This is a genomic window from Streptomyces cucumeris, assembly GCF_024295805.1.
Taxonomy (GTDB): domain Bacteria; phylum Actinomycetota; class Actinomycetes; order Streptomycetales; family Streptomycetaceae; genus Streptomyces; species Streptomyces cucumeris.
In genome coordinates this window covers 173545-200495 of sequence record NZ_JANCLX010000008.1, presented here as the reverse complement: position 1 = coordinate 200495, position 26951 = coordinate 173545, and the positions used below count along the sequence as shown (strand labels likewise).

At 71.2% G+C, this 26951-nt stretch carries 22 protein-coding genes; 11 read left to right on the top strand and 11 right to left on the bottom strand.

Annotated elements, in window-relative coordinates:
• Positions 1-21 precede the first annotated feature (21 nt).
• The gene (ileS, locus tag NMK44_RS15050) at positions 22-3156 is read right to left on the bottom strand and encodes an isoleucine--tRNA ligase (RefSeq protein ID WP_254743085.1); all 3135 of its coding nucleotides are present in this window, start codon (positions 3154-3156) and stop codon (positions 22-24) included.
• Positions 3157-3775: 619 nt separating this feature from the next.
• On the opposite strand from ileS, the gene NMK44_RS15045 reads away from it, so the two are divergent.
• From NMK44_RS15045 to NMK44_RS15030, 4 genes are all read left to right on the top strand, one after another.
• Positions 3776-4513, top strand: coding sequence for a TraR/DksA family transcriptional regulator (locus tag NMK44_RS15045; RefSeq protein ID WP_254743082.1), 738 nt, complete (start codon positions 3776-3778; stop codon positions 4511-4513).
• 74 nt (positions 4514-4587) lie between these two features.
• Positions 4588-5169 carry a signal peptidase II gene (locus NMK44_RS15040; RefSeq protein ID WP_254743079.1) on the top strand — a complete coding sequence of 194 codons (582 nt, stop codon included), beginning with the start codon at positions 4588-4590 and terminating at the stop codon, positions 5167-5169.
• Between the two features lie 98 nt (positions 5170-5267).
• Positions 5268-6209 carry an RluA family pseudouridine synthase gene (locus NMK44_RS15035; protein WP_254743076.1) on the top strand — a complete coding sequence of 314 codons (942 nt, stop codon included), beginning with the start codon at positions 5268-5270 and terminating at the stop codon, positions 6207-6209.
• On the top strand, positions 6206-6682 hold the full coding sequence (locus tag NMK44_RS15030; RefSeq protein ID WP_254743072.1) for a GNAT family N-acetyltransferase: 477 nt from the start codon (positions 6206-6208) through the stop codon (positions 6680-6682). The genes NMK44_RS15035 and NMK44_RS15030 overlap by 4 nt, the downstream gene beginning before the upstream one ends.
• A 33-nt stretch (positions 6683-6715) precedes the next feature.
• Here the strand turns inward: NMK44_RS15030 and NMK44_RS15025 are convergent, their stop codons facing one another.
• Entirely contained in the window at positions 6716-7855 is a 1140-nt protein-coding gene (locus NMK44_RS15025) for a mechanosensitive ion channel family protein (protein WP_254743069.1), read from the bottom strand.
• A gap of 123 nt (positions 7856-7978) precedes the next feature.
• Here NMK44_RS15025 and NMK44_RS15020 point away from each other — a divergent pair, with 123 nt between their 5' ends.
• Positions 7979-8560, top strand: coding sequence for a dienelactone hydrolase family protein (locus NMK44_RS15020; RefSeq protein WP_254743067.1), 582 nt, complete (start codon positions 7979-7981; stop codon positions 8558-8560).
• A gap of 31 nt (positions 8561-8591) precedes the next feature.
• On the opposite strand, the gene NMK44_RS15015 is transcribed toward NMK44_RS15020, so the two are convergent.
• The 5 genes from NMK44_RS15015 to NMK44_RS14995 form a co-directional block, all read right to left on the bottom strand.
• Complete coding sequence (locus NMK44_RS15015; RefSeq protein ID WP_254743064.1) at positions 8592-10232, bottom strand: alkaline phosphatase D family protein; 1641 nt, start codon at positions 10230-10232, stop codon at positions 8592-8594.
• Positions 10233-10387: 155 nt separating this feature from the next.
• On the bottom strand, positions 10388-11230 hold the full coding sequence (locus NMK44_RS15010; protein WP_254743062.1) for a thioredoxin domain-containing protein: 843 nt from the start codon (positions 11228-11230) through the stop codon (positions 10388-10390).
• 125 nt (positions 11231-11355) lie between these two features.
• Positions 11356-12036 (bottom strand): hypothetical protein, encoded by a 681-nt coding sequence (locus NMK44_RS15005; RefSeq protein ID WP_254743059.1) that lies wholly within the window; start codon positions 12034-12036, stop codon positions 11356-11358.
• Positions 12037-12098: 62 nt separating this feature from the next.
• On the bottom strand, positions 12099-13199 hold the full coding sequence (locus NMK44_RS42050) for a thioredoxin domain-containing protein (RefSeq protein ID WP_302888215.1): 1101 nt from the start codon (positions 13197-13199) through the stop codon (positions 12099-12101).
• A gap of 141 nt (positions 13200-13340) precedes the next feature.
• Positions 13341-14666, bottom strand: a complete 1326-nt coding sequence (locus NMK44_RS14995) for a DUF2252 domain-containing protein (protein ID WP_254743053.1) — start codon at positions 14664-14666, stop codon at positions 13341-13343.
• 237 nt (positions 14667-14903) lie between these two features.
• On the opposite strand from NMK44_RS14995, the gene dnaE reads away from it, so the two are divergent.
• Positions 14904-18434: a DNA polymerase III subunit alpha gene (gene dnaE / locus NMK44_RS14990; protein WP_254743051.1), complete on the top strand. Its 3531-nt coding sequence runs from the start codon at positions 14904-14906 to the stop codon at positions 18432-18434.
• 81 nt (positions 18435-18515) lie between these two features.
• Here the strand turns inward: dnaE and NMK44_RS14985 are convergent, their stop codons facing one another.
• Positions 18516-18689, bottom strand: a complete 174-nt coding sequence (locus NMK44_RS14985) for a hypothetical protein (protein WP_254743048.1) — start codon at positions 18687-18689, stop codon at positions 18516-18518.
• A gap of 290 nt (positions 18690-18979) precedes the next feature.
• On the opposite strand from NMK44_RS14985, the gene NMK44_RS14980 reads away from it, so the two are divergent.
• From NMK44_RS14980 to NMK44_RS14960, 5 genes are all read left to right on the top strand, one after another.
• Entirely contained in the window at positions 18980-20290 is a 1311-nt protein-coding gene (locus NMK44_RS14980; RefSeq protein ID WP_254743045.1) for an NYN domain-containing protein, read from the top strand.
• 150 nt (positions 20291-20440) lie between these two features.
• A complete protein-coding gene (locus tag NMK44_RS14975) occupies positions 20441-21241 on the top strand; it encodes an IPT/TIG domain-containing protein (protein ID WP_254743042.1) in 801 nt (266 codons plus the stop codon).
• A 77-nt stretch (positions 21242-21318) separates the two neighbouring features.
• Positions 21319-22341, top strand: a complete 1023-nt coding sequence (locus NMK44_RS14970; RefSeq protein WP_254743039.1) for an ABC transporter ATP-binding protein — start codon at positions 21319-21321, stop codon at positions 22339-22341.
• A gap of 76 nt (positions 22342-22417) precedes the next feature.
• Positions 22418-23275 (top strand): ABC transporter permease, encoded by an 858-nt coding sequence (locus NMK44_RS14965; protein WP_374215273.1) that lies wholly within the window; start codon positions 22418-22420, stop codon positions 23273-23275.
• A gap of 59 nt (positions 23276-23334) precedes the next feature.
• Complete coding sequence (locus NMK44_RS14960; protein WP_254743036.1) at positions 23335-24003, top strand: ABC transporter permease; 669 nt, start codon at positions 23335-23337, stop codon at positions 24001-24003.
• Positions 24004-24042: 39 nt separating this feature from the next.
• Here the strand turns inward: NMK44_RS14960 and ybaK are convergent, their stop codons facing one another.
• From ybaK to NMK44_RS14945, 3 genes are read right to left on the bottom strand one after another with little or no spacing between them, the layout of a single operon-like run.
• Complete coding sequence (gene ybaK, locus NMK44_RS14955) at positions 24043-24546, bottom strand: Cys-tRNA(Pro) deacylase (RefSeq protein ID WP_254743032.1); 504 nt, start codon at positions 24544-24546, stop codon at positions 24043-24045.
• A gap of 12 nt (positions 24547-24558) precedes the next feature.
• Positions 24559-25299 (bottom strand): LON peptidase substrate-binding domain-containing protein, encoded by a 741-nt coding sequence (locus NMK44_RS14950; protein WP_254743029.1) that lies wholly within the window; start codon positions 25297-25299, stop codon positions 24559-24561.
• Positions 25300-25333: 34 nt separating this feature from the next.
• Positions 25334-26929: an oxidoreductase gene (locus tag NMK44_RS14945; RefSeq protein WP_254743027.1), complete on the bottom strand. Its 1596-nt coding sequence runs from the start codon at positions 26927-26929 to the stop codon at positions 25334-25336.
• Positions 26930-26951: the final 22 nt, after the last annotated feature.

Genomic DNA, 26951 nt, shown 5'->3' with positions numbered 1-26951 from the left:
GGCCGAGCCCCCGCGCGGGCGTTACGCCTTGCGGAGGCGGAACGTCAGCCCGAGCGGCTCGTCGGTGAAGGGCTCGCCGTAGCCGGAGTCGCCCTCACCCGGGGCGAAGTCGGTGGCGAGGACCTCGTCCGCGATCAGACCGGCGTGGTCGGTGAGCGCCTGCCGGAGCTCCTCGTCCGCCGAGTCCCAGCGCAGCGCGATCCGGTCGGCCACGTCCAGACCGCTGTTCTTGCGGGCCTCCTGGATCAGCCGGATCGCGTCACGGGCGAGTCCGGCGCGGCGCAGCTCCGGAGTGATCTCCAGGTCGAGCGCGACCGTGGCGCCCGCGTCGGAGGCCACCGACCAGCCCTCACGGGGCGTTTCGGTGATGATCACCTCGTCGGGGGAGAGGGCGACCGTCTCACCGTCCACCACCACCGAGGCCGTGCCTCCGCGCAGCGCCACCGAGAGCGCCGCGGCGTCGGTCTCGGCGATGGCCTTGGCGACCGGCTGGGTGCCCTTGCCGAAGCGCTTGCCCAGGGCCCGGAAATTGGCCTTCGCCGTGGTGTCCACCAGCGAACCGCCCACCTCGCTGAGCGAGGCGAGGGAGGAGACGTTGAGCTCCTCCTCGATCTGCGCCCGCAGTTCGGTGGAGAGCAGCTCGAATCCGGATGCCGCGACCAGGGCGCGGGACAGCGGCTGCCGGGTCTTCACCCCGGACTCGGCCCGGGTCGCCCGGCCCAGTTCGACCAGCCGCCGGACCAGTGTCATCCGGGCCGAAAGATCGGGGTCGATCATGGCCTGGTCGGCCTCCGGCCAGCTCGCCAGGTGCACCGACTCGGGGGCCTCCGGGTCCACCGGCGCCACCAGGTCCTGCCAGACCCGCTCGGTGATGAACGGCACCAGCGGGGCCATCAGCCGGGTGACCGTCTCGATGACCTCGTGGAGGGTGCGCAGCGCGGCCGCGTCGCCCTGCCAGAAGCGGCGGCGCGAGCGGCGCACATACCAGTTGGACAGGTCGTCCACGAACGACGACAGCAGCTTTCCGGCGCGCTGGGTGTCGTACGCCTCCATGGCCTGGGTGACCTGCTCGGTCAGGGTGCCCAGTTCGCCCAGCAGCCAGCGGTCCAGCAGCGGACGGTCGGCCGGGGCCGGGTCGTCCGCGCCGGGTGCCCAGCCGGAGGTGCGGGCGTACAGCGCCTGGAAGGCGACCGTGTTCCAGTAGGTCAGCAGTGTCTTGCGGACGACCTCCTGGATCGTCCCGTGGCCCACCCGCCGGGCGGCCCAGGGCGAGCCGCCCGCGGCCATGAACCAGCGGACCGCGTCGGCGCCGTGCTGGTCCATGAGCGGGATCGGCTGGAGGATGTTGCCCAGGTGCTTGGACATCTTCCGACCGTCCTCGGCCAGGATGTGACCGAGGCAGACCACGTTCTCATATGAGGACTTATCAAAGACCAGGGTGCCGACCGCCATCAGCGTGTAGAACCAGCCACGGGTCTGGTCGATGGCCTCGGAGATGAACTGCGCCGGGTAGCGCTTCTCGAACAGCTCCTTGTTGCGGTACGGGTAGCCCCACTGGGCGAAGGGCATCGACCCCGAGTCGTACCAGGCGTCGATCACCTCGGGAACGCGCTGCGCGGTGAGCGAGCAGCCCTCGGTGGTGCAGGTGAAGGTGATCTCGTCGATGAACGGACGGTGCGGGTCGAGCCCGGACTGGTCGGTGCCGGTCAGCTCGGAGAGCTCGGCCAGCGAGCCCACGCAGGTGAGGTGGTCCTCGGCGCAGCGCCAGATGGGCAGCGGGGTGCCCCAGTAGCGGTTCCGCGAGAGCGCCCAGTCGATGTTGTTATTCAGCCAGTCACCGAAACGACCGTGCTTGACCGAGTCGGGATACCAGTTGGTCTTCTCGTTCTCCCGCAGCAGCGCGTCCTTGACCGCGGTGGTGCGGATGTACCAGGACGGCTGGGCGTAGTAGAGCAGTGCGGTGTGGCAGCGCCAGCAGTGCGGGTAGCTGTGCTCGTACGGCAGGTGCCGGAAGAGCAGTCCGCGCTCCTTGAGGTCGGCCGTCAGCGCCTCGTCGGCCTTCTTGAAGAACTGGCCGCCGACCAGCTCCAGCCCCTCCTCGAAGGTGCCGTCCGGACGGACCGGGTTGACCACCGGCAGCCCGTAGGCCCGGCAGGTCTTGAGGTCGTCCTCACCGAAGGCGGGGGCCTGGTGGACCAGACCGGTGCCGTCCTCGGTGGTCACGTAGTCGGCATTGACCACGAAGTGCGCGTCCTCGAGCTCCACCAGGGAGAACGGGCGCTGATAGGTCCAGCGCTCCATCTCGGCGCCGGTGAAGGACTGCCCGGTGGGCGTCCAGCCCTCGCCGAGCGCCTTCTCCAGCAGCGGTTCGGCGACCACCACGGTCTCCTGGCCGTCGGTCGCGGCGACGTAGCGCACCTCGGGGTGGACGGCCACGGCGGTGTTGGAGACCAGGGTCCACGGGGTGGTCGTCCACACCAGCAGCGAGGCCGCACCGGCCAGCGGCCCGGAGGTGAGCGGGAAGCGGACGTAGACCGAGGGGTCGACGATGGTCTCGTAGCCCTGGGCCAGCTCGTGGTCGGACAGACCGGTGCCGCAGCGCGGGCACCAGGGGGCGACGCGGTGGTCCTGGACCAGCAGCCCCTTGCCGAAGATCTCCTTCAGCGACCACCACACCGACTCGACGTACTCGGGGTTCATCGTCCAGTAGGCGCCCTCGAGGTCGGTCCAGTAGCCCATCCTCGTGGTGAGCTCGGCGAAGGCATCGGTGTGCCGGGTCACCGACTCCCGGCACTTGGCGTTGAACTCGGCGATGCCGAACGCCTCGATGTCCTTCTTGCCGTTGAACCCCATCTCCTTCTCGACCGCGAGCTCCACCGGCAGGCCGTGGCAGTCCCAGCCCGCCTTGCGGTCGACGTGGTAGCCGCGCATGGTGCGGAAGCGCGGGAAGACGTCCTTGAAGACGCGGGCCTCGATGTGGTGGGCGCCCGGCATGCCGTTGGCGGTGGGCGGGCCCTCGTAGAAGACCCACTCCGGCCGTCCCTCGGACTGCTCGAGGGTGCGGGCGAAGATCTTGTTCTCCCGCCAGAAGTCGAGCACGGCGTGCTCGAGGGCGGGCAGGTCGACCTGGGCGGGCACCTGGCGGTACAGCGTCATCGGGAATCTTCCTCCGGCGGACACACGCTCGTCGTTCCGTCCGGAGGGACGAGAGCCTTCGCGCTCCCGCGGTACCACCCTCCTTGGCCGGGCGCACCGCTCTCCCGGCCCCCTCATTGGGGTCGCGATGCCGGTTCTACTGACCCTGGGAGGGGGTTCTTCCGGCGGCTCCGGGGTGATCCTTCACATCGCGCTCGCCCCCGGGCTCTCACCGTCCCCGGGTCGCTCATGGCCGCTCACGACGCTACTCGTCCCCATCCGCGCCTTTCGCTGCGCCCAGTGTACGGGGCGGGACCGACCGCGGCCGACCGTTTATCCGGCGCCCGGCCCCGAAGGTTCCCTCCGCCCCGCTGCGCCGAGTGAGGTACCGGGCACCCGGGGATGACCCGAATGCCGATACGCCGGGTGCCGGAGTCCGGGGGAGCGGCGGGGTCACTCCGGTACCGGTCCGCGGCCGGATTCGCCGGGCGCGGAGTGGGGCACAACGGTGGAGACCGGGTTGTCGTACGGGCAAGCCGGGCGAATCGGGCGGCGTGCCCCGTTGCCGCGTGCCCGGAGTCGATTTATCGTTCCGGAACGATTCGCGAGCAAGATCACAATATGTGAAGGGGTCGCGGCCATGGTGGCTAGGAAGACCGCCGCGCAGGAGCAGGAGGGCGAGGCGAAGGCGACCGGGGCCGCGCCCGCCAAGAAGAGCGCACCGGGCAGGAAGGCCGCGAAGAAGACCGCGGCGGCGGCGGAGTCCACGACCGCGGCGACCGCGAAGGCGGCCAAGAAGAGCGCACCGAAGAAGACCACAGCCAAGAAGGCCGCACCGGCCAAGAAGGCGGTGCCCGCGAAGAAGACGGGAGCCAGGAAAGTGGTTGCGAAGAAGACCCCCGGTGGTGCGCCGAGCGCGAAGAAGGCCACGGCGACCGCGCCCCCCGTGCCCAAGGCACGCGCCGCGGGCGCTCCGGTCGACCCCAGTGAGCTCGCGGTACGTCCCGGTGAGGAGCCCTGGTCGGCGGCGGAGGTGGCCGAGGCGCGCACCGAGCTGCTGACCGAGGCCGGACGGCTGCGCACCGAGATCCTCGCCTCGGAGGAGGCGATCACCGGGCTGATGCGTGACTCCGGTGACGGTGCCGGTGACGACCAGGCCGACACCGGCACCAAGAACATCACCCGTGAGCACGAGATGGCTCTCACCGGGAACGCCCGCGAGATGCTGCTCCAGACCGAGCGCGCGCTGGAGCGGCTGGACGCCGGGACCTACGGCCTCTGCGAGATCTGCGGCAATCCCATCGGAAAGGCCCGGATGCAGGCGTTTCCGCGGGCCACCCTGTGCGTGGAGTGCAAACAGCGCCAGGAGCGCCGCTGACCTCCCGTGCGCGGGTGCCGTACCCTCGTCCTCAGCCAGGGGGAGACTGGCCCGGACGAGGTTGAGGGACTCAGGTGACAGAGGCGGAGCAGGCCATCGGTACGCCAGACGCGGGGAAGGCCGAGGAGGGCGCCGGGACCAGCGCCGACACGACCGGTACCCCGGACCGGGGAAAGCGGCGGATCGGGGTGCTCGTCGCCGTCGCCGCCTTCGCGTATCTGCTCGATCTGGCGAGCAAGCTGGTGGTGGTCGCCAAGCTGGAGCACCATGCGCCGGTCGAGGTGCTCGGCACCCTGCTCCAGCTCGAGGTGATCCGGAACCGGGGCGCGGCCTTCGGCTTCGGCGAGGCGATGACCATCGTCTTCACGGTGATCGCGGCCGCGGTGATCCTGGTGATCGCGCGGCTGGCCCGCAAGCTCTACAGCCTGCCGTGGGCGATCGCGCTGGGCATGCTGCTCGGCGGGGCCTTCGGCAATCTCACCGACCGGATCTTCCGGGCGCCGGGGCACCTCCAGGGCGCGGTGGTGGACTTCATCGCCCCGGCCCACTTCGCGGTCTTCAACCTCGCCGACTCGGCCATCGTGTGCGGCGGCTTCCTGATCGTGATCCTGTCCTTCCGCGGGCTGGACCCGGACGGCACGGTCCACAAGGACTGAACCGGGCCGTCGTGCCCGGTTCCGCGGTCGGCGCTGTGCGACCGGGCAGTGTGCGACTGCCGTACGAACCGGTCCGTCCGGTCCGTCATACTCGACGGGTGAGTACGATTCCCGAGATCCGCACCCTGCCCGTACCCGATGGCCTGGAGGGCGAGCGCGTCGATGCCGCGATCGCCCGGATGTTCGGCTTCTCGCGGACCAAGGCGGCCGAACTGGCCGCTGCCGGGAAGGTGCAGGTCGACGGCAGCGTGGCGGGCAAATCCGACCGGGTCTCCGGCGGTGCCTGGCTCGAGGTCGAGATGCCGCAGGCCGCGGCGCCGGTGCAGATCGTCGCCGAGCCCGTCGAGGGCATGGAGATCGTCCACGACGACGACGACATCGTGGTGATCGTCAAGCCGGTCGGTGTCGCCGCCCATCCCAGCCCCGGCTGGTCCGGTCCCACCGTGATCGGCGGACTGGCCGCCGCCGGGTTCCGGATCGCCACCTCCGGCGCCGCCGAGCGGCAGGGCATCGTCCACCGGCTGGACGTGGGCACCTCCGGGCTGATGGTCGTGGCCAAGTCCGAGCGCGCGTACACCCTGCTCAAGCAGCAGTTCCGGGAGCGCACCGTGGACAAGCGCTACCACGCGCTGGTGCAGGGCCACCCGGACCCGCTGAGCGGCACCATCGACGCGCCCATCGGCCGTCACCCCCAGCACGACTACAAGTGGGCGGTGACCAGCGACGGCAAGCCCAGCGTCACCCACTACGACCTGATCGAGGCGTTCCGCGCCGCCAGTCTGCTGGACATCAAGCTGGAGACCGGCCGCACCCATCAGATCCGGGTGCATATGTCCGCCCACCGCCACCCCTGCGTCGGCGACCTCACCTACGGCGCGGACCCCACGCTCGCCAAGCGGCTGAAGCTCACCCGGCAGTGGCTGCACGCGGTCCGGCTGGGCTTCGAGCACCCCGCCGACGGCGGCTGGGCCGAGTTCGAGAGCGCCTACCCCGACGACCTCCAGCGCGCGCTGGACATCGTGCGGGCGGAGAGCGCGTGACCGCCCACGTCATCCGCGTCATCACCGACGGCGACCTCACGGACTGCTTCACGGTCCGCCGCGAGGTCTTCGTCGGTGAGCAGCGGATCCCCGAAGCCGAGGAGATGGACGCGTACGACGCGGCGGCCGTGCACCTGCTGGCCACCGGCGCCGCCGGGCGCCCGGTCGGCACCGTCCGCTTCCTGCACGGCGCGGCCGCCGACAAGAAGTACGGCCGGGCCGGGGTGGAGGGTGCCACCACCGCCGCCCTCGGCCGGCTGGCCGTGACGGCGGCGGCCCGTGGCACCGGGCTCGGCGCCGCGCTGGTGCGGGCCGTCGAGGCCGAAGCCCTCCGCCGCGGGCTCACCGCGGTCTACCTGGAGGCCCAGACCCATGCGCTCGGCTTCTACGAGCGGCTGGGCTACACGGCGTCCGGTCCGGAGTTCGACGAGGGCAGCGGCATCCCGCACCGCGCGATGCGGCGGGCGCTGTAGGGGCGGTCCCTCAGCCGCGGCCGGGGCGGTCCCTCAGCCGCGCCCGTGGCCCGAGCCGTCCTTGCTCAGCCGGTCGTCGAAGCGGGTGAAGGGGTCCTCCCGCTCGGAGCGGCGCCGGGGCTGCGGTGCGGGCGCCGTGGCCGGCGCCGGAGCGGTGGCGATCTTCGGCAGGGCGTACGGATGGGCGTCCCGCAGGAACGCGATCATCTGCTCGCGCACCTCGCAGCGGACCGTCCAGGCGTCGTCCGGGTCCCGGGCGGTGACCAGCGCCCGCACCACGATGGTGCTCGGGGTGGTGTCCGTGACCAGCAGGTTCCAGTCCCGGCCGTCCCAGGCGGTGGAGCTCTGCACGATCTCCCGCAGCCGGTCGCGCATCTCCTCGACGGGCGCGCCGTGGTCCAGGTGGAACAGGACGGTGGCGGTCTTCTGGGTCCCGCCGCGCGACCAGTTCTCGAACGGCTTCGAGGTGAAGTACGACACCGGCATGGTGATCCGGCGCTCGTCCCAGGTTCGTACGGACAGGAACGTCAGCGTGATCTCCTCGACCGTGCCCCACTCGCCGTCGACCACCACCGTGTCGCCGATGCGCACCATGTCGCCGAAGGCGATCTGGAACCCGGCGAAGAGGTTGCCCAGTGTCGACTGGGCCGCGATACCGGCGACTATGCCGACGAGCCCGGCGGAGGCCAGCATCGAGGTGCCGAACGCGCGCATCGCCGGGAAGGTCAGCAGCATCGCGGAGACCGCCACCACCCCGACGACCGCGGTCACCACCCGCTGGATCAGCGTCACCTGGGTGCGCACCCGGCGCACCCGGGCCGCGTCATGGGCGCTGGCGGCGTAGCGCGAGTAACTGGACTCCACCACGGCCGACGCGACCCGCACCACCAGCCAGGCGGTGGCCGCGATCAGCACGAGCGCCAGGAGCTGGCCGATGGCCGGGCCGTGTTCTTTGACGATCTTCGTCTGTGTCTTGTCGTATGAACCGCTGAGCAGCGCCGTGCACACGGTCACCTGCAGGGGCAGCCGGCAACGGCGCAGCAGACCCCACAGCGGAGTCTCCGGGTGCCGTGTGTCGGCCCTGCGCAGCAGCCAGTCGACGGCCCAGCCGACGCACAGGGTGATGGCCAGCGAGCCGCCGATGACGACGAGCGGACGGAGTACGTCCTCCATGGACACTTACCTCATCCTTCCTTCGGGAGTCCCGAGTGTCCCGTCTTCCCGGATCCACCTCGTCCGGAACGTAACTGGCACGATGGGACGAGCGCGAACCACGAAAAAAGGAGAAGTGAAGCGGTGGCGGAAGCGTCGACGGTCGTTCTGTTCCACTCCGTGTACGGGCTGCGCCCCGCGGTGCACACGGCGGCCGACCGGCTGCGTTCGGCCGGTCATGAGGTGATCGTGCCCGACCTGTACCAGGGGCGGACGGTGAGCAGCGTCGAGGAGGGCCGGGACCTCCAGGACGAGATCGGCCAGGAGGAGCTGCTGAAGCGGGCCATCACCGCCGTGGCCCCGCACTCCGACCGCGGACTGGTCTACGCGGGCTTCTCGCTCGGTGCCTCGATCGCGCAGAACCTGGCCCTGGGCGATGAGAAGGCGCGCGGGCTGCTCCTGCTGCACGGCACCTCGGACCTGGCCGATGACGCGGCCGTCGATGAACTGCCGGTGCAGTTGCACGTCGCCGACCCCGACCCGTTCGAGCCGCACGACTGGCTCAACGCGTGGTACCTGCGGATGCGGCGGGCCGGGGCCGATGTGGAGGTCTACCGGTACGCCGGGGCCGGTCATCTGTACACCGACCCCGAACTCCCGGACTACGACGAGGAGGCGGCCGGGGCCACCTGGCGGGTGGCCCTCGGCTTCCTCGACCAGCTCTGACCGGGCGGACCCCGGCGCCGGAGGGGCGGGTTCAGCCCACCGGCTTGTCGACGCGCTCGACCTTCTGGGTGCCGGAGAGGGTGCGGTAGGACCGGTCCCAGGCGGAGGTGGCGTTGCGGTCGGCCTTGTCGGAGACCGTGTAGTAGTCCATCTGGGCCCGCTCGGCGGTGATGTCGAGCACCCCGAAGCCGTGCGAGTCCATGTCCACCCACTTCACATGGCGGTTGGCGGCCTTGATGGCGGCGGCCGCCACCAGGGACAGCGTGTGCGCCGGCACATGGAGGATGTCGTCGATGTTGTCCGAGGTCACCGAGGTGACCACGAACTCGGTGGCGGCGGACCGGGACAGCGGATAGGTGGCCGCCTTCACCGGGACGTCGGTGGCCCACGCCATGTGGATGTCACCGGTCAGGAAGACGGTGTTGTCGATGGAGTTGTCGGTCAGATGGGCCAGCAGCTCGCGCCGGTCGTCCGTGTAGCCGTCCCACTGGTCGGTGTTGACGGCCAGCCCGCCCTTGGGCAGTCCGAGCAGTTCGGCGAGCGGGCCCAGCAGATCGGCCGGGATGGCGCCGAAGGCCACCGGGGAGATCATCACCGAGTTGCCCACCAGCCGCCAGGTGGTGTCGGAACCGGACAGCCCGGACTTCAGCCAGTCGAGCTGGGCGCGTCCGGTCAGGGTGCGGTTCGGGTCGTCCGCGTCACCGCTGCCGGTGGAGACCTGCTGGTTGCGGTAGGAACGCAGATCCAGCAGATGGAGGTCGGCCAGGGTGCCGTAGCGCAGCCGCCGGTAGGTGGTGCCCCCGGTGGAGGGGCGCACCGGCATCCACTCGAAGTACGCCTGCTTGGCGGCGGACATCCGGGCCGCCCAGGCGCCCTCGCTGCCCGGGGTGTGGTTCTCCGCCCCGCCCGACCAGGCGTTGTCGGCGAACTCATGGTCGTCCCAGATGGCGATCATCGGCAGTGCCGCGTGCATCGCCTGGACGTCGGTGTCGGTCTTGTAGGTGGCGTGCCGGATCCGGTAGTCGGCGAGGGTGACGATCTCGTGGGCGGGCTTGTGCGGCCGGACGACGTACTTCGCCTCCGGGTACTCGCCGCTCTTGTACTCGTAGATGTAGTCGCCGAGGTGGAGGATGGCGTCCAGGTCGGTGCGGCCCGCCAGATGACGGTACGGGGCGAAGTAGCCCGACTCCCAGTTGGCGCAGGAGACCACGCCGAAGCGGACGCCGTCGGTGGAGGCGTGCTGGGCGGGGGTGGTGCGGGTGCGGCCCACCGGGGAGGTGGCACCGCCGTCGGCGCTGAACCGGTAGAAGTAGTCGGTGGCGGGCTTGAGTCCGCGGACGTCGGCCTTGACGGTGTGGTCGGTGGCGGCGGAGGCGCGCACGGTGCCGCGGGCGACGACCGAGCCGAAGTTCCGGTCGGAGGCCACCTCCCAGCGGACGTCGATGGCCGGGCCGCGCCCCGAACCGGGCACCGCCTCCGGTGTGGGGGTGATCCGGGTCCACAGCAGGACGCCGTCGGGCAGCGGGTCACCCGAGGCGATGCCGTGTACGAAGGCCGGGCCGTTCGCGGCGTGGGCCGGGAGGCCGGCGGCGAGGGGCAGCAGGGCCGCGGTCGCCGCTACGGCCGTGACGGCGCTGCGGCGCGATATGTGGTGGTTGTCATGGGGGGTCACGGCGGACGAGATTACTGGGAAGTAATCCCAGGGGACAGGCCCCAGGGAGAAGTTCGCCTACACGTATCCCTAGATACCGCGCGAAGACACCACGGGGCCGGTGCGCAAGCCGAATCCGGCGCGCACCGGCCCCGCGAAGGCCCCGTGGGCCGCCGCTACTTCTTCAGGTACTTCTGGACGAGCGGGGTGAACTGGTCCGGGGTCATCGGCGGGTTGTCGTTGACCTCCAGGTTCTTGCCGTTCATCTGGAAGGCCGGGGTGCCGGAGAGCCCGTCCCGCTTCGCCGCCGTGTCATAGGTCTTGGACATCTTGACCGCCCAGTGGTCATAGGTGCCCTTCTTGACGGCCTGCTCGAACTCCTTGTTGCCCTTGAGCGCCGTGACCTGCTGGGCCACGTCGAGCAGCTTCTTGTCCTCGGCGAAGGCGTCGTCGGTCTCCTCGGGGTGGTTCTTCGCCGAGAAGAGGGCGGACTTGTACTCCAGGAACGCGTCCGGGCTGACGTTCAGCGCCGCGCCCAGCGCGCTCAGGGCGTTCTTGGAGCCGCTGCCGCGGATCTGCTGGGCGTCGTCCAGGAAGGCGGCCATCGTGAACTGGGCCTTGTAGGTGCCGTCCTTGATGCCCTTCTCGACGGTCTTGCCGGTGAACTGCTCGAACTGGGAGCAGACCGGGCACCGCATGTCCTCGTAGACATGCAGGGTGTTCTTGGCGCTCTTCTTGCCGACGATGACGGTGGTGCCGTCGGGGCCGGAGGAGTTGGCGGGCGTGACCAGCTTGGTCTTCTCGGCCGCGACCTTCCACTTCTTGCTGGGGTTCTCGTCGTCACCGCCCAGGTTGGTGACGGCGTAACCTATGCCGCCGGCTATCGCCAGGACCGCCAGGACCGCGCCGCCGACGAAGAGCTGGCGGCGTGCCCGGTCCCGCTTCGCCTGGCGCTCGCGCTCGGCGCGCAGCCGCTCGCGCGCGGCCTGCTTGTTCTGGTGGCTATTGCGGTTGCTCATATGTGATCGATCTCCGTCGTGAAAGCGTCAGTACTGCGTACGGGTGTAGGGATCGCGGTGCTCAGGGCCGTACGGGCCGCCGGCGCTCGATGAGCGGTATCGGCGGTATGTGCCCGGAGCCGTGCTCAGACCAGGGCAGAGCGGGGCGGTCCACGGCGCACGACGGAGTGCACCAGCAGGGGGAGCGCGGGTGCCGGACGGACCGGGCGCACCGTGCGTGCGGCGGGCCGGCGGGGGCGCAGGGCCGCGCCGGCCGCCGCGGCGGCCAGCAGCAGCGGCCGGAAGGCGAACCCGGCCAGCGCACCCAGCAGCCGCCCGACGGCGGCCTCGCCGCGGCGCAGCCAGGCCGCGGCGACCAGCCCCACCGCGATGTGGGCGGCCAGCAGCAGCCAGGGCGTGGCGGAGCTGACCGTGTCCGTCAGCGCGGTACCGCCGCTCGCGTGGGTCACCCGGGCCAGCGGGGTGCCGACGTCACCGCCGCCGCAGAGCACCGTGACGCCCATGGAGCGCAGGGAGCCCGCCACCGGGCCGCCGGACGGTCCGTAACAGGTGTCCTGGCCGGTGGTGAAGACGGTGTCGGCGGCCAGCTCCAGCGGGACCAGCAGGGCCGCGATGCCCCAGAAGCCGCGCTCGCGCCCGGCGAGGGCGTAGGCGACGGCGAAGACGGCGGCCGACAGCACGGCGATCGTGGTCAGCGGCAGCGGGGTCTGTGACAGCAGCACATGGGACGCCGACGACAGCGTGACGCACAGCGCTGTGAAGAGCGCCGCGCGCACGGTCCTCAGCTGCCGTCCGGTGCCGTCCATGACCTCAAATTTTGCCACGGTCGGCCGTAGGAGTGACATCAAGAGCCGGGACGGGGTCCCGGTCAGTCCCTGAGCTGGTCGTTCACCGCCCTGGTGAACTCCGCCGCGGTCATCGGCGGGTTTCCGCCGCTCCCGGTGAGCGCGGTGCCGTCGAGCTTCAGGGCGGGGGCGCCGTTCACCCCGGAGCGGTCGAAGACCGCGGACACCTCCTTGGCCCAGCGGTCGTAGGTGCCCTTGCGGACGGCGGTGCGGAAGGCGGCGCTGTCGTCGAGGGCGGGCACGTCCTTGGCCACGTCCAGCAGGAAGCTGTCCTGGGCGAAGGAGTCCGTGGACTCCTCGGGGTGGTGCTCCGCGGACAGCAGCGCGGCCTTGTAGTCCCAGAAGGCGTCGGTGCTCACGTTCAGTGCGGCGCCGAGTGCGCTGAGTGCGTTCCGGGAGCCGCTGCCCTTCAGGTTCCGGTCCAGGAAGGTGGCGAAGTGGAACGACGCCCGGTACTTGCCGTCCTCCACGTCCTTGCGGACGGTGGGTCCGGCCTTCTGCTCGAACTGGGCGCAGGGCGGGCAGCGCAGGTCCTCGTAGAGGTCGAGGGTGTGCTTCGCGCCCTCCTCGCCGATGAGCACGGTGGTGCCGCGCGGACCGGAGGTGTGTGCGGGGGCGACCAGAGGGCCGGACCCGGAGCCGCCCCCCGGGCCGCCGGTGCCGCTGCCGCTGCCGGGGTCCTCACCCCCCGACCCGGAGCCGGAGCCGCTGCCGGAGCCGCCCGCGGCGTCGCCCGACGGCGCGCCGCCGCCCGGGACGGGCAGGGAGGGCTGCGCCTGGTCCTGGTTGCCCTGGGAGCCGCCGTGCTGCTCGTCGTCGGTGATCACCAGCACGGCGGCCAGTACCGCGGCGGCGGCCGACACCCCGATGATCGCGGTCAGCGCGGCCCGGCGCTGCCGGTCACGTGGTGGCGGGGGAGTGCCCCAGCCGCCGTCCCCGCCACCCGGTGGCGGCGCGGCAGGGCCGGGCGGAAAGCCCGGGGGCTGGGCGGGCGGCGGCCCGGGGGGTGGCGGGGGCGATCCCGGCGGAGTCGTCCCGGGCTGTGGGAACGACTGGTGCCGGCCGTTGTGCTGCGGGTTCGGCTCGCCCCCCGGCGGCTGCTGTCCGTGCTGTCCAGGCCACATGGCCGTAACGATAGAGGGCGGACCCGGGGGAGTGGGGCCGCGGGTGGGGCCAACGGCCGCCCGCGGCCCGGGAACACGGCCGCCGCCGGAGCCCGGTCGCCCGGGTCCGGCGGCGGCCGGGCGGCGTCCGCGGCCCGTCGATCAGAGCCCGGGGATACGGCCGTTGCGGAAGAGGTCCACGAAGATCTGGTGATCGGCCCGCGCCCGCGCCCCGTAGGAGTGCGCGAAGTCCACCAGCAGCTCCGCGAAGCCGTCCTCGTCGGCGGCGATCACCGCGTCGATGGCGCGCTCGGTGGAGAACGGCACCAGCGAGTGGCCGCTCTGGTCGTCGGCGGCCGCGTGCATGGTCGCCGTGGCCCGTCCCAGATCGGCGACGACCGCCGCGATCTCGGCCGGGTCGTCGATGTCCGACCAGTCGAGGTCCACCGCGTACGGCGAGATCTCGGCGACGAGCTGCCCGGCGCCGTCCAGCTCGGTCCAGCCCAGCCACGGGTCGGCGTGGGCCTGGAGGGCGCGCTGGGAGATGACCGTGCGGTGGCCCTCGTGCTGGAAGTACGAGCGCACCTGCTCATCGGTGATGTGCCGGGAGACCGCCGGGGTCTGCCCCTGCTTCATGTAGATCACCACATCGTTCTCCAGGGCGTCGCTGTTGCCCTCGAGGAGGATGTTGTACGAGGGGAGCCCGGCGCTGCCGATGCCGATGCCCCGGCGGCCCACCACGTCCTTGACGCGGTAGGAGTCGGGGCGGGTGAGGCTGGCCTCCGGCAGTGTCTCCAGATAGCCGTCGAAGGCGGCCAGGACCTTGTAACGGGTGGCGGCGTCCAGCTCGATGGAGCCGCCGCCCCCGGCGAACCGGCGCTCGAAGTCGCGGATCTCGGTCATCGAGTCCAGCAGTCCGAAGCGGGTCAGCGAGCGCGCGTCGCGCAGCGCGTCCAGCAGCGGGCCCTCGGCGGTCTCCAGGGTGAACGGCGGCACCTCGTCGTCCTTGGCGCCGGTGGCCAGGGCGTGGATGCGCTCGCGGTACGCGGCGGCGTAGGTGCGCACCAGGTCGGCGATCATCTCGTCGCTGAGCGCCTTGGTGTAGCCGATCAGCGCGACCGAGGCGGCGAAGCGCTTGAGGTCCCAGGTGAAGGGGCCGACATACGCCTCGTCGAAGTCGTTCACATTGAAGATCAGCCGCCCGTTGGCGTCCATGTAGGTGCCGAAGTTCTCCGCGTGGAGATCACCGTGGATCCAGACCCGGCTGGTGCGCTCGTCCAGATAGGGGCCGCCCGCGCGCTCCCGCTCCGCGTCCGCGTAGAACAGACACGCCGTACCGCGGTAGAAGGCGAACGCCGAGGCGGCCATCTTGCGGAACTTGACGCGGAAGGCGGCCGGGTCGGCGGCGAGCAGCTCGCCGAAGGCGGTGTCGAAGACGGCGAGGATGTGCTCGCCGCGCTGTTCCGCCAGGCTCTGCTGGGTCGACATGCGGAACGCCTCCTGGGGCATGAGAGATCTGGCCGGGGTGGATGGAACCGAACAGGAACCGACAGGGTAGTTTCCGTCCCGCCCCGGCGTGCGCGCATTCGCCCGGCGGAGGGGACGGCCCGTCCGGACCAACGCCTGAGGCTACTCGCGAGTGCCCGTCCGCTGTCAGTGCGGAGGGGTAACCTTCGGAGCTGGCCCCGCCCTGCCGCCGTCGACCGCTCCCGGAGGTCTGCCACCGTGACCAAGCCGCCCTTCACGCACCTGCACGTCCACACCCAGTACTCGCTGCTGGACGGTGCCGCGCGGCTCAAGGACATGTTCAACGCGTGCAACGAGATGGGCATGACCCATATCGCCATGACCGACCACGGCAACCTGCACGGGGCGTACGACTTCTACCAGCAGGCGACGGGTGCCGGGGTCACGCCGATCATCGGCATCGAGGCGTATGTGGCGCCGGAGTCCCGCCGCTACAAGCGGAGGGTGCAGTGGGGCCAGCCGCACCAGAAGCGCGATGATGTCTCCGGTTCCGGTGGTTACACCCACAAGACCATCTGGGCGGCGAACAAGACCGGTCTGCACAATCTCTTCCGGCTCTCCTCCGACGCCTATATGGAGGGCTATTTCGTCAAATGGCCCCGGATGGACAAGGAGACCATCGCCCAGTGGTCGGAGGGGCTGATCGCCTCCACCGGCTGCCCCTCGGGCGAGCTCCAGACCCGGCTGCGGCTCGGCCAGTTCGACGAGGCCGTGAAGGCCGCCGCCGAGTACCAGGACATCTTCGGCAAGGACCGCTATTTCCTGGAGCTGATGGACCACGGCATCGAGATCGAGCGCCGGGTCCGGGACGGGCTGCTGGAGGTCGGCAAGAAGCTGGGCATCCCCCCGCTGGTCACCAATGACTCGCACTACACCTACTCCCGCGAGTCCGTGGCCCATGACGCGCTGCTGTGCGTCCAGACCGGCAAGAACCTCTCCGACCCCGACCGCTTCCGCTTCGACGGCACCGGCTATTACCTGAAGTCCACCGACGAGATGTACGCCATCGACTCCTCGGACGCCTGGCAGGAGGGCTGCCGGAACACGCTGCTGGTGGCCGAGCAGGTCGATGCCACCGGCTGGTTCGACAAGCGCGACCTGATGCCGCGGTTCGACGTCCCCGAGGGGTTCACCGAGGTCACCTGGTTCCAGGAGGAGGTCCGCAAGGGGATGGCCCGCCGCTTCCCCGGCGGCATCCCCGAGGACCGCCAGAAGCTCGTCGAGTACGAGATGGACGTCATCATCCAGATGGGGTTCCCGGGGTACTTCCTCGTGGTCGCCGATTTCATCATGTGGGCGAAGAACAACGGCATCGCGGTCGGCCCCGGCCGTGGCTCCGCGGCCGGATCGATCGTCTCGTACGCGATGGGCATCACCGACCTCGACCCCATCGAGCACGGGCTGATCTTCGAGCGGTTCCTCAATCCCGAGCGCGTCTCCATGCCCGATGTCGACATCGACTTCGACGAGCGCAGGCGCGGTGAGGTCATCCGGTACGTCACCGAGAAGTACGGCGCCGACAAGGTCGCCCAGATCGGCACCTACGGCACCATCAAGGCCAAGAACGCGATCAAGGACTCGGCCCGGGTGCTCGGCTATCCGTACGCGATGGGCGACCGCATCACCAAGGCCATGCCCGCCGATGTGCTCGGCAAGGGCATCCCGCTGTCCGGTATCACCGACGAGAAGCACCCCCGCTACAGCGAGGCGGGCGAAGTGCGCGGGATGTACGAGAACGAGCCGGATGTGAAGAAGGTCATCGACACCGCGCGCGGTATCGAGGGCCTGGTGCGCCAGATGGGCGTGCACGCCGCGGGCGTGATCATGTCGAGCGAGACGGTCACCGACCATGTCCCGGTCTTCTCGCCGAAGAACGACGGCCAGGTCGTCACCCAGTGGGACTACCCCACCTGTGAGTCGCTCGGCCTGCTGAAGATGGACTTCCTCGGTCTGCGGAACCTCACCATCATGGATGACGCCGTGAAGATGGTGCGGGCCAACAAGGGTGTCGACCTCACGATGCTCGATCTGACCCTGGACGACCCCAAGACCTTCGAACTGCTCTGCCGCGGTGACACCCTCGGCGTCTTCCAGTTCGACGGCGGCCCCATGCGCTCCCTGCTGCGCATGATGAAGCCCGACAACTTCGAGGACATTTCCGCCGTCTCGGCCCTGTACCGGCCGGGTCCGATGGGCATGAACTCGCATATCAACTACGCGCTGCGGAAGAACGGCCAGCAGGAGATCACCCCGATCCACCCCGAGCTGGAGGAGCCGCTCAAGGAGGTCCTCGGGATCACCTACGGCCTCATCGTCTACCAGGAGCAGGTGCAGAAGGCCGCCCAGGTGCTCGCGGGCTATTCGCTGGGCCAGGCCGACCTGCTGCGCCGGGCGATGGGCAAGAAGAAGCCCGAGGTGCTGGAGAAGGAGTTCGTCAACTTCCAGAAGGGCGCCCGCGACAAGGGGTACTCGGACGAGGCCATCCAGGCGGTGTGGGATGTGCTGGTCCCGTTCGCCGGATACGCGTTCAACAAGGCGCACTCCTCCGCGTACGGCCTGGTCACCTACTGGACCGCCTACCTCAAGGCCAACTACCCGGCCGAGTACATGGCGGCGCTGCTCACCTCGGTGCGCGACGACAAGGACAAGTCGGCGGTCTACCTCAACGAGTGCCGCCGCATGGGCATCAAGGTCCTCACCCCGAATGTGAACGAGTCGGAGGCCAACTTCACCGCGCAGGGCGATGACGTGATCCTCTTCGGTCTCACCGCCGTGCGGAACGTCGGCCAGAACGTGGTGGAAGCGATCATCCGCAGCCGTAAGTCCAAGGGGAAGTACAGCTCCTTCCCCGACTACCTGGACAAGGTCGAGGCGGTCGTCTGCAACAAGCGCACCACCGAATCGCTGATCAAGGCGGGCGCCTTCGACGAGATGGGCCACACCCGCAAGGGGCTCACCGCCCACTACGAGACGATGATCGACAACGTGGTGGCGGTGAAGCGCAAGGAGGCCGAGGGACAGTTCGACCTCTTCGGCGGGATGGGCGACGACAGCGGTGGCGACGGCCCGGGCTTCGGTCTGGACATCGAGTTCTCCGACGTCGAATGGGAGAAGACCTATCTGCTCGCCCAGGAGCGGGAGATGCTCGGCCTCTATGTCTCCGACCATCCGCTCTTCGGTATCGAGCACGTCTTGAACGAGAAGGCGGATGCCGCCATCGCCCAGCTCACCGGCGGTGAGCACAGCGACGGCGCGATCGTCACCATCGGCGGCATCATCTCCGGCCTCCAGCGCAAGATGACCAAACAGGGCAATGCCTGGGCCATCGCCACCGTCGAGGACCTGGCCGGTTCCATCGAGTGCATGTTCTTCCCGGCCACCTACCAGCTCGTCTCCACCCAGCTGGTCGAGGACGCGGTGGTCTTCGTCAAGGGCCGTCTCGACAAGCGCGAGGACGTGCCCCGGCTGGTCGCGATGGAGCTGATGGTCCCCGATCTGTCCGAGGCGTCGGCCAACGCCCCGGTGACGATCACCATCCCCACGGTCAAGGTCACCCCGCCGCTGGTGGAGAAGCTGGGCGAGGTGCTCAGCCACCACCGCGGTGCCACCGAGGTGCGGATCAAGCTCCAAGGGGCCCGCAAGACCACGGTGCTGAGGCTCGACCGGCACCGGGTCACCGCCGACCCGGCCCTGTTCGGCGATCTCAAGGTGCTGCTGGGGGGGACCTGACGGGCCGGCTGAGCCCGGCCGGGTCGCCTTATGAGGGGCGCGCCCGTCCGGGCGCGCCCCTCAACCGCTCTCAGGCGGTCGTCAGTTGTGGCCGAAACTCTTCTGCCGGTCCTTGCGGCCCGCCGCCGGGGCGCCCTCCGGTCGCATCGCCTGCCCCTCCTGCGAGGACGTCTGCGTCTGCTCGGCGGGGCGGTCCACGGGGCGGTCCTGGCGCGCCTGCGGCTGCTTGCGATCGCGGTTCTTGTTCTTGCCCATGGTGGTGTGCCTCCAGTTGGAATCAGCCCCCCGGTGAAGGGCCCTCCGGAGAGGAAGCCCTCCGGGAAGAACAGTGACATGCCTCAGGGACCCGTGCATTTCGGGCAATTACCGTGAGTGAGAAGGGGGGTCTTCGCGGGTAGGCCGTATCCGCCACGCCGGTGATCCAGTTCGGACTGATAACCCCCGCGCGGTCGGGCAGACTCGAAAGAAAGCGCAACTGAATTTCCGGGGCACGGCTGTGTACGGGGGCGACACCGAGGACTGGACCGTCTGAAAGAGGGTGGAACGTGGACCGCTGCGTCGTCCTGGTGGACGCCGGCTATCTGCTGGGCGCCGCCGCGAGCCTGCTGGCCGGGGAACCCGCCCGGTCCCGTATCTCCGTCGACCACGCGACCCTCATCCAGAGGTTGCGGGAGCGCGCCGAGGCCGAGACCGAGCGCCCCCTGCTGCGTATCTACTGGTTCGACGGCGCCCCCGACCGCGTACCCCAGCCCGAGCACCGCCGGCTGCGGGTGATGCCCCGGGTGACCGTCCGGCTCGGTGCCCTGACCCGCAGCGACGGGCGCTGGGCGCAGAAGGGCGTGGACGCCGCCATGCACGCCGAACTCACCGAACTCGCCCGCAATCGCGCCTGCTCCGACATCGTGCTGGTCACCGGGGACGGCGATCTGCTGCCCGGACTGATGTCGGCCAAGGAGCACGGGGTCGCCGTCCACCTGTGGGCCGTCCAGGCCGCGGACGGCGACTACAACCAGTCCGAGGACCTGGTCGCCGAGGCCGATGAGCGCCGGGTGCTGGACCGCGCCTGGATCACCGGGGCGGTCCGCGCCAAGGAGCCCCCCGGCACCTGCGCCCCCACCTCCGCGCCGCGTCCGGAGATCGCCGCCATCCTGTCCGCCCCGCTGCCCGAGACGGCGGCCGCCGCCGCAGCCGCCGCGGCGGCCGGATCCGGCGCCGACGCCCCCTCCCGGCGCAACGGCACCGCCCGCCCCGGCGCGGGCGTGGTCACCCGTGGCGCGACGGACGGCGCCGGGAGCGCGGCGGCCGCCACCGGCTCCGGTACGGCCGCCGACGGGACCACGGGCACGGCCAAGGGCGTGCCCACCCCCAAGGACCTCGCGGGCCTCGGCCGGGCCCACGCCGGTCCCGCGGCCCAGCACCCCGTCCCCAGCGCCACCCTGCGCTGGTCCTCCGACCGGGGCTGGGTCGACCGGGGCCCGGGCACCGGGGTGGGCGAGCCGCCGGAGACCGCCAACCTCCCGATGCTGGCCCAGCTCACCAGCGCCGAGCAGCGCTGGGCCGACCGCGAGGAGGACATCACCACCGTCTCCGGTGACCCCTTCGAGGTCGGCCAGGTCTTCGCCCGCCGCTGGATCGAGCGGCTCTCCGAGCCCGGCCACCTCCCGCAACTGTCCACCGAGTACCCGCGCATCCCGCACCGCATCGACGGCGAACTGCTGCGGTATGCCGCCCGCTTCGGTCTGCTCGCCCACAAGGACGACCAGATCGACGAGCACGACCGCTACGCGATCCGAGCCGGGTTCTGGCGCGAGATCGACGTCCGGACGGCCGCCGAGCACGCACCGGCGCCCGATTAGGCGGCGCGGGAAACCGGCCCGCGCCCGGGGCGGCCGTCCCCTCCCGTGTGCCGTCGCACACGCCTGCCGCCGCGTTCACCCGATTGGTTCAATCGGCCTCACCGGGCGGCCCGGCGCGGTGGCCGGGCGGGCACCCGACGGAGGACGGTCATGGCGGCGACTCTCACCTCACTGGTCGACGCGGCCACCGGCAGCAACCGCGGCAAGGCCGGGGACACCCTCACCCTCACCGGGTCCGGTCTCGGCGGCACCACCCGGGTGAACATCGGCCGCGCCACGGTCACCCCGACCAGCGTGGCCCCCGGTACGGTCACCGCCGTCGTCCCGGCCCTGTGCACCGGGCAGCACGCGGTCAGCGTGACCTCGGCGAACAACGCCACCAGCAACGCGCTGCCGTTCTTCCTCGTGCCCCAGCCGGTCGTCACCGGGCTCAGCCGCAGCGCGGGACCGGCCGGAGCGGTCAGCGTCACGCTGTTCGGCGAGGGCTTCCTGACCGCGACGGGAGTCACCTTCGGCTCCGTGGGCGCCGCCACCGGCACCTTCCCGCCCCCGACGGACACCGCCATGACGGTCACCGCCCCCGCCCACACGGCCCCCATCACCGGCTGCACCGACACCGTGGACATCACCGTCGCCTCGCTGGGCGGCACCAGCGCGCCGTCGGACGACGGCCAGTACACCTACTACGCCGTCCCCAACGCGGTCTCCGCCACCCCGGCGCTCCAGGTGCTGGGGCGGAACGTGACCATCACCGGCACCTGTCTGGCCGGCACCACCTCGGTGGTCTTCACCAACGGGATCACCTCGGTCTCCACCCTTTTCAGTAACATCTCCGCGACCCAGATCCTGGCCGTGGTCCCTTCCCTCTCGCTGGGCACGTACCAGGTCCTCGTCACCACCCCCGGCGGGACGGACACCGCCTCACCGCCCTCCGTCACCCTCATCCTCTGAACGTGCGGTGCGCGGCGGCGCCCGGTGAGGGGACCCGAGGGCGGGAGCGGGTGTTTGGGCGCGTACCCTCATAGCTCGTGAGGACGGGCGCGAAACAGGCGACGAGTGGCGATGTGGTGTGCACCGTGCGCGGCCTGGTCAAGACCTATCCCGCCGCGCGCGCACGCCGCGGCACCCCCGCCACCCCGGCGGTGCGTGCCAGCGACGGTATCGACCTGGACGTGGCGCGCGGTGAGGTCTTCGGGCTGCTGGGACCCAACGGCGCCGGGAAGTCCACCCTGGTCCGCCAGCTCACCGGACTCCTGCGGCCCGACGAGGGCACCGTCCGGGTGCTCGGCCACGATCTGGTCCGCCACCCCGAGCGCGCCGCCCGGCTGCTGGGCTATCTGGGCCAGGACTCCACCGCGCTGGACGAGCTGACCGTCGCCCTGGCCACCGAGACCACGGCACGGCTGCGCGGCCTCGACGCCCGCGCGGCCCGCGCCGAGCGGGACGCGGTGATGGAGGAGCTGGGCCTCGGCGAGCTGTCCGGACGTGCCCTGAAGAAGCTCTCCGGCGGTCAGCGGCGGCTGGCGTGTGTCGCCGCCGCCCTGGTGGGGGAGCGTCCGCTGCTGGTGCTGGACGAGCCCACCACCGGGATGGACCCGGTCGCCCGGCGGGCGGTGTGGGCCGCCGTGGACCGCCGGCGCGCCGAGCGCGGTGTGACGGTGCTGCTCGTCACCCACAACGTCATCGAGGCCGAGACCGTGCTCGACCGGGTCGCGGTGATGGACCGCGGCCGGGTGATCGCCTGCGACACCCCCGCCGGGCTGAAGGCGATGGTCGCCGACGAGGTGCGGGTGGAGCTGGTCTGGCGCGCCGATCCACCGCTGGACGCCCCCGGGATCGCCGCGCTGCGGGAGTCCGCCGACGCGGTCTCCGGGCGCCGCTGGACGCTGCGGCTCGCCCCGGACGCGGCGCGCGCCGCCATCGCCACCGTGACCGGCGGTCCCGCCTTCGCTGCGCTGGACGATTTCACTCTCGCCACCCCCAGCCTGGAGGATGTGTACCTCGCGCTGGGCGGCCGTGCGGAGGGGACGCAGGGACTGGTGAAGGCGTGAACGCAACCGCGACCCCGTCCGTAGTGAAGTCCGTGAGGCGACCGAAGCCGTCATCGGTGAAGAGGAGCAGCACAACGTGAGTGTCGTGCCCGCGCAGGCCAGGCCGTCCGGCATCACCGGGGGAAGCGCCCCGGCGAAGGCCGCCGCGCCGGCCGGTGAGGCCGGTGGCGCCGACGTGCCCGCCCCGCTGGCGGCCGGCGCGCGGCTGTTCCCCGCCCTCGTCGCGGTCTACCGGGCCCAGCTCAGCCGGGCCCGGGTGGCCCGGATCCCGCTGCTGTTCGTGGCGACCTTCCAGTCCGTCGGGATCATGGTCCTGATGCGCGGGGTGGTGGACGGCGGAGCGGAGGCCCGCTCGGTGGTCGCCGGGTCCAGTGTGCTGGTCGTGGCGTTCGTGGCGCTCAACCTGCTGGCCCAGTACTTCGGGCAGCTACGGGCGAGCGGCGGACTCGACCACTACGCCACCCTGCCGGTGCCGCCCTCCGCGGTGGTGCTCGGCGCGGCCGCCGCGTACGCCTCGTTCACCGTGCCGGGGACGGCCGTCACCGCCGTGGTGGGCAGTGTGCTCTTCCAGCTCCCGATGGCGCACCTGTGGATCCTCGCCGCGGTGATCCCGCTCTCCGGCGCGGCGCTCGCCGGACTCGGCGCGGCCCTGGGACTGCTCGCCCCGCGCCAGGAACTGGCCACCCTCTGCGGGCAGTTGGGCATGTCGGCGGCGCTGCTGCTGGGAGTGCTGCCTGCCGAGCGGATGCCGGAAGTGGTGTCGTACGCGCGGGATCTGCTGCCGTCGACGTACGGTGTGGAGGCCCTGGCGCGGTCCTTCGACGCCCAGCCCGACTGGCTGGCCGTCGGTGCCGACCTCGGGGTGTGTGCCGGGGTGGCCGTGGTGTCGCTCGCCGCCGCGACCTGGGCCTACCGTCGGGCGGCCGTGCGGTGACGCGCCGCAGCGGACCTCCCGCCGACCGAAGTACGCCGTCCGCCTGGCACGATGACGGGGTGACCGCACCGTTGACGCCACAAGATCAGCCTTCGCCGCACGACGAGTCCGCCGAGGCGCATCACTCAGGACAACCGCACCACCCCGAACACCCTGACCCTGCCGCCTGCACCGAGCACGGCGACCCGTCCGAGCCGGGCCCCGAGCTGCGGGCGGAGATGGTGCAGGCGTCGCTGGTCGCCATCGCGGTGGCGGTGTCAGGGGTGCTGCTGGGCCTGCTGTGGCTGTGGCTGGCACCGCGAGTGCCGCTGGTCTGGGCCGGGGACAACGCCGTCTATCTGAAGAACTCCGAGGCGGAGGACGCCATCGGCGCGGACGGGATGTTCGTGCTGCTCGCCCTGGCCTTCGGTGCCCTCTCGGCGCTCGTGGTCTTCCTGCTCTTCCGGCACGGCGGGATCGCGCTGGTCATCGGACTGGCCGTGGGCGGGGTGCTCGCCTCGGTGATCGCCTGGCGGCTGGGCGTATGGCTGGGCCCCAGCGCGGACATCGCCGCGCACGCCAAGGAGGTCGGCAAGGGGGTCGCCTTCGACGGACCGCTGAAGCTGCGCGCCAAGGGCGCCCTGCTGTCCTGGTCGGTCGCGGCGATGGTGGTGCATCTGACGCTCACCGGGCTGTTCGGCCCGCGCGACCCCGAGCCGCTGCCGGGCGCGGGAATCCACCGCGCCTGATCCGGCCTCTCCCGCGCCCGTCCGGACCCTCGCGGGTCCCTATCCGTCGTGACGTGCGATCGGGGCCACCACGGCCTCGGTGAGCGCCGCCAGATCGGTGGGGGACAGCTCGACCTCCAGACCGCGGCGGCCCGCCGAGACGCATACCGTCGGATGTCCGGCCGCCGAGGCGTCCAGGGCCGTGGGCAGCCGCTTGCGCTGGCCGAGCGGGGAGATCCCGCCGCGGACATAGCCCGTGGTGCGCTCCGCCGCCGCCGGATCCGCCATCACCGCGCGTTTGCCGCCGACCGCCGTCGCCAGGGCCTTGAGGTCCAGTGACGCGGAGACCGGCACGATCGCCACGGTCAGCCGGTCGTCCACACTGGCGATGAGGGTCTTGAAGACCCGGCCCGGCTCCACCCCGAGCGCCTGCGCGGCCTCCTCGCCGTAGGACGGGGCCGCCGGGTCATGGGTGTACGAGTGCAGGGTGAACGGGGTGCCCGCCGCGGTGAGCGCGGTGGTGGCCGGGGTTCCGGCGGAGTTCTTCCTGGATTTCTTGGCCATGTCTCTCGCGCGTCAGTTGGGGCTGGTCGGGCGGCGGGTCAGATCGACCGCCGGAAGCGACGGGAGCTTACCGATGACCGCGCTCTCGGCGCGAAGGAGTTTCAGCTCCTCGGCCAGTCTGCTGGCGGTGTCCGGCGCCTGGAGGAGCCGCTGTTTGGCCGGGGTGTCGAGCACGGCGGCTGCCGCGACCAGGTACGAGAGCACGGACGGTTCGCCCGGCAGGTCCTGTTCGGCGGCCAGGGTGCGTTCCCGCGCCCCCGCGAGCCGCTTCTGATACGTGCGGAACGCGCGCACCACCCCGGAGGCCAGCGCCCCGGCGCCCTCGCCCTGTTCCTCCTCCAGCTCGTTGACCTCGGCGGTCAGATACGGGCCCGAGGAGTCCACCGAGAGCAGTTCGAACCGGGTGGTGCCGGTGGCCAGCACCTCGAAGGTGCCGTCCTCCTGCTCCCGGATGGTGGCCGCGTCCGCGACACAGCCGACCGGGTAGAACGACTTCACCGGGTCGGGGCCGAAGCCCGACGCGGGCCCGCGGTCGGGCAGCGTCACGGTCTCGGGGAGCCCGAGCGCGCTGGGCGCGACCTCGTGGCCGTCCCGGATCGCGACCACCCCGAACCGGCGCGGCGCGTCCTCGGGAAGCGCCGACAGATCGCGCATCAGGGAGCGGTACCGCTGTTCGAAGACGTTCAGGGGCATGACGAGCCCCGGGAACAGCACCGTGTTCAGCGGGAAGAGCGGAAGGCGCGCGGAGGTCACGGGGCGTAAGCCTAATGGCCCCGCGCGTTCCACTTCACTGGCGGCGCAATAGCCGGGAGGCACCGGCGGCGACCGTGGTCGCCAGCACCCACCCCAGCAGGATCATCACGATGGCCGCCCACTGCACCGCACCGCCGGGATTCCAGTAGCCGTCCTGGCCCAGATTGACCACCGGGATCAGCAGGTCGAGCGTGTACAGCGAGGCGTTCCAGTGCGGGGATTCCCCGGCCTTCAGCGCCTCGGGGCGGTTGTGCGCGAAGAACACCGAACCCACCGCCCACAGCACCGCCATCCACACCGCGGCCCGGCCGGGGCGGTAGCCGTAGGCCACCGTCCAGTCCTGGAGGTAGCCCCACAGCTTCCCGGCCAGCGGCAGCGTCTCCCGGCGGCGGCGCTGCTTGGCGAGCAGCACCTCGCGCGCGTCCGCGTCCTCCCCGCTGGCCCGCATCGAGTTGGCCAGCATCTCGTACGGTTCGGGCGCGTACTCCGGGGTCGCGGCGGCCACCCACTCCAGCCGCCGGGTGAGCGGGAAGTGGCCGCGCGGGATCAGGTTCTCGTAGGAGAAGCCCGCCATGGTCAGTCCGCCGGGGCCGGGCCAGCTCACCGATTTGTCGACGAGGTTGACCACCCGGGCGCCGGAGAGGATCACCCGGCCGCGCTGCGGACGCTCCCCGACGAACCGCAGCTCCGGGGTCTGCACCCGGCGCAGCGACAGCTCCTGGTCGTTCTCCATGATGAAACGGGCCTGGTCGAAGTCGATGGCGTCACCGATCCGCCCGTCGTCCAGACGGATACCGCCCTCGCATTCGAAGCGCTGGATCCGGGTGCCGCGGGTCGGGGTGTCGGTGGTGCCGTAGGCCGGGGTGGAGCCGGGGCCGTAGGCGGATATCCCGCCGCCGGTCAGATAGAGGCTGCGCTCGACGGTCAGCTGCGGCGCGTTCAGCGCCCGCCGGCCGTAGGGGTTGCGCAGCCGGGAGCCGCGCAGACTGAGCGATACGCCCACCTGTGCCCCGCGCAGGCTCAGCTCCCCGTACGACTCGATCATGTCGGCCTGGAAGTCCTGGGCGACGGTCAGCCCGTCGGCGCTGATCGACATGCCGCGGCGGTCCCGGCGCACGATGAGCTGGTTGAGGAGTAAGTCGGTGCCTATGTGGGCGTCGGTGAGCCGGATGCCGTGCTCCACGACACACCGGGGCAGATGCAGATCGCCCTCGGTGCGCAGCCGGGCCGCCTCCAGCCGGGGGAGTGCGCAGCCCACCAGGCGCAGGGTGGCGAAATGCGATTCGGGGAGCAGTACCTCCCGCTCGAAGCGGCAGTTCTTCAGCTCGACATACGGGTTGATCACACCGCCGGCCAGGTCCAGGGTGCCGGTGATGTGCACCCCGTTCAGCTTCAGCGCCGCGACCCGGCCCGGCTGGGCGGCAGGTCCGTCCAGCAGCAGCAGCGCCACCACCCGGGCCCGGACACTGCGCTCGGGACCCCAGGCGTAGGGGCCGGAGGGGTCGTTCCGCTGGGGGTGGGAGGTCCGCAGATCGTGGGTGCTGCCGTTGCGGAAGGCCTGCCACATACCCCATTCGGCGGTGGTCAGATCGAGACCCGGGGGCGGATCGCCATCGTGCGGCTCGGTCACAGCCGTGTCCCCTCCTGTTCTC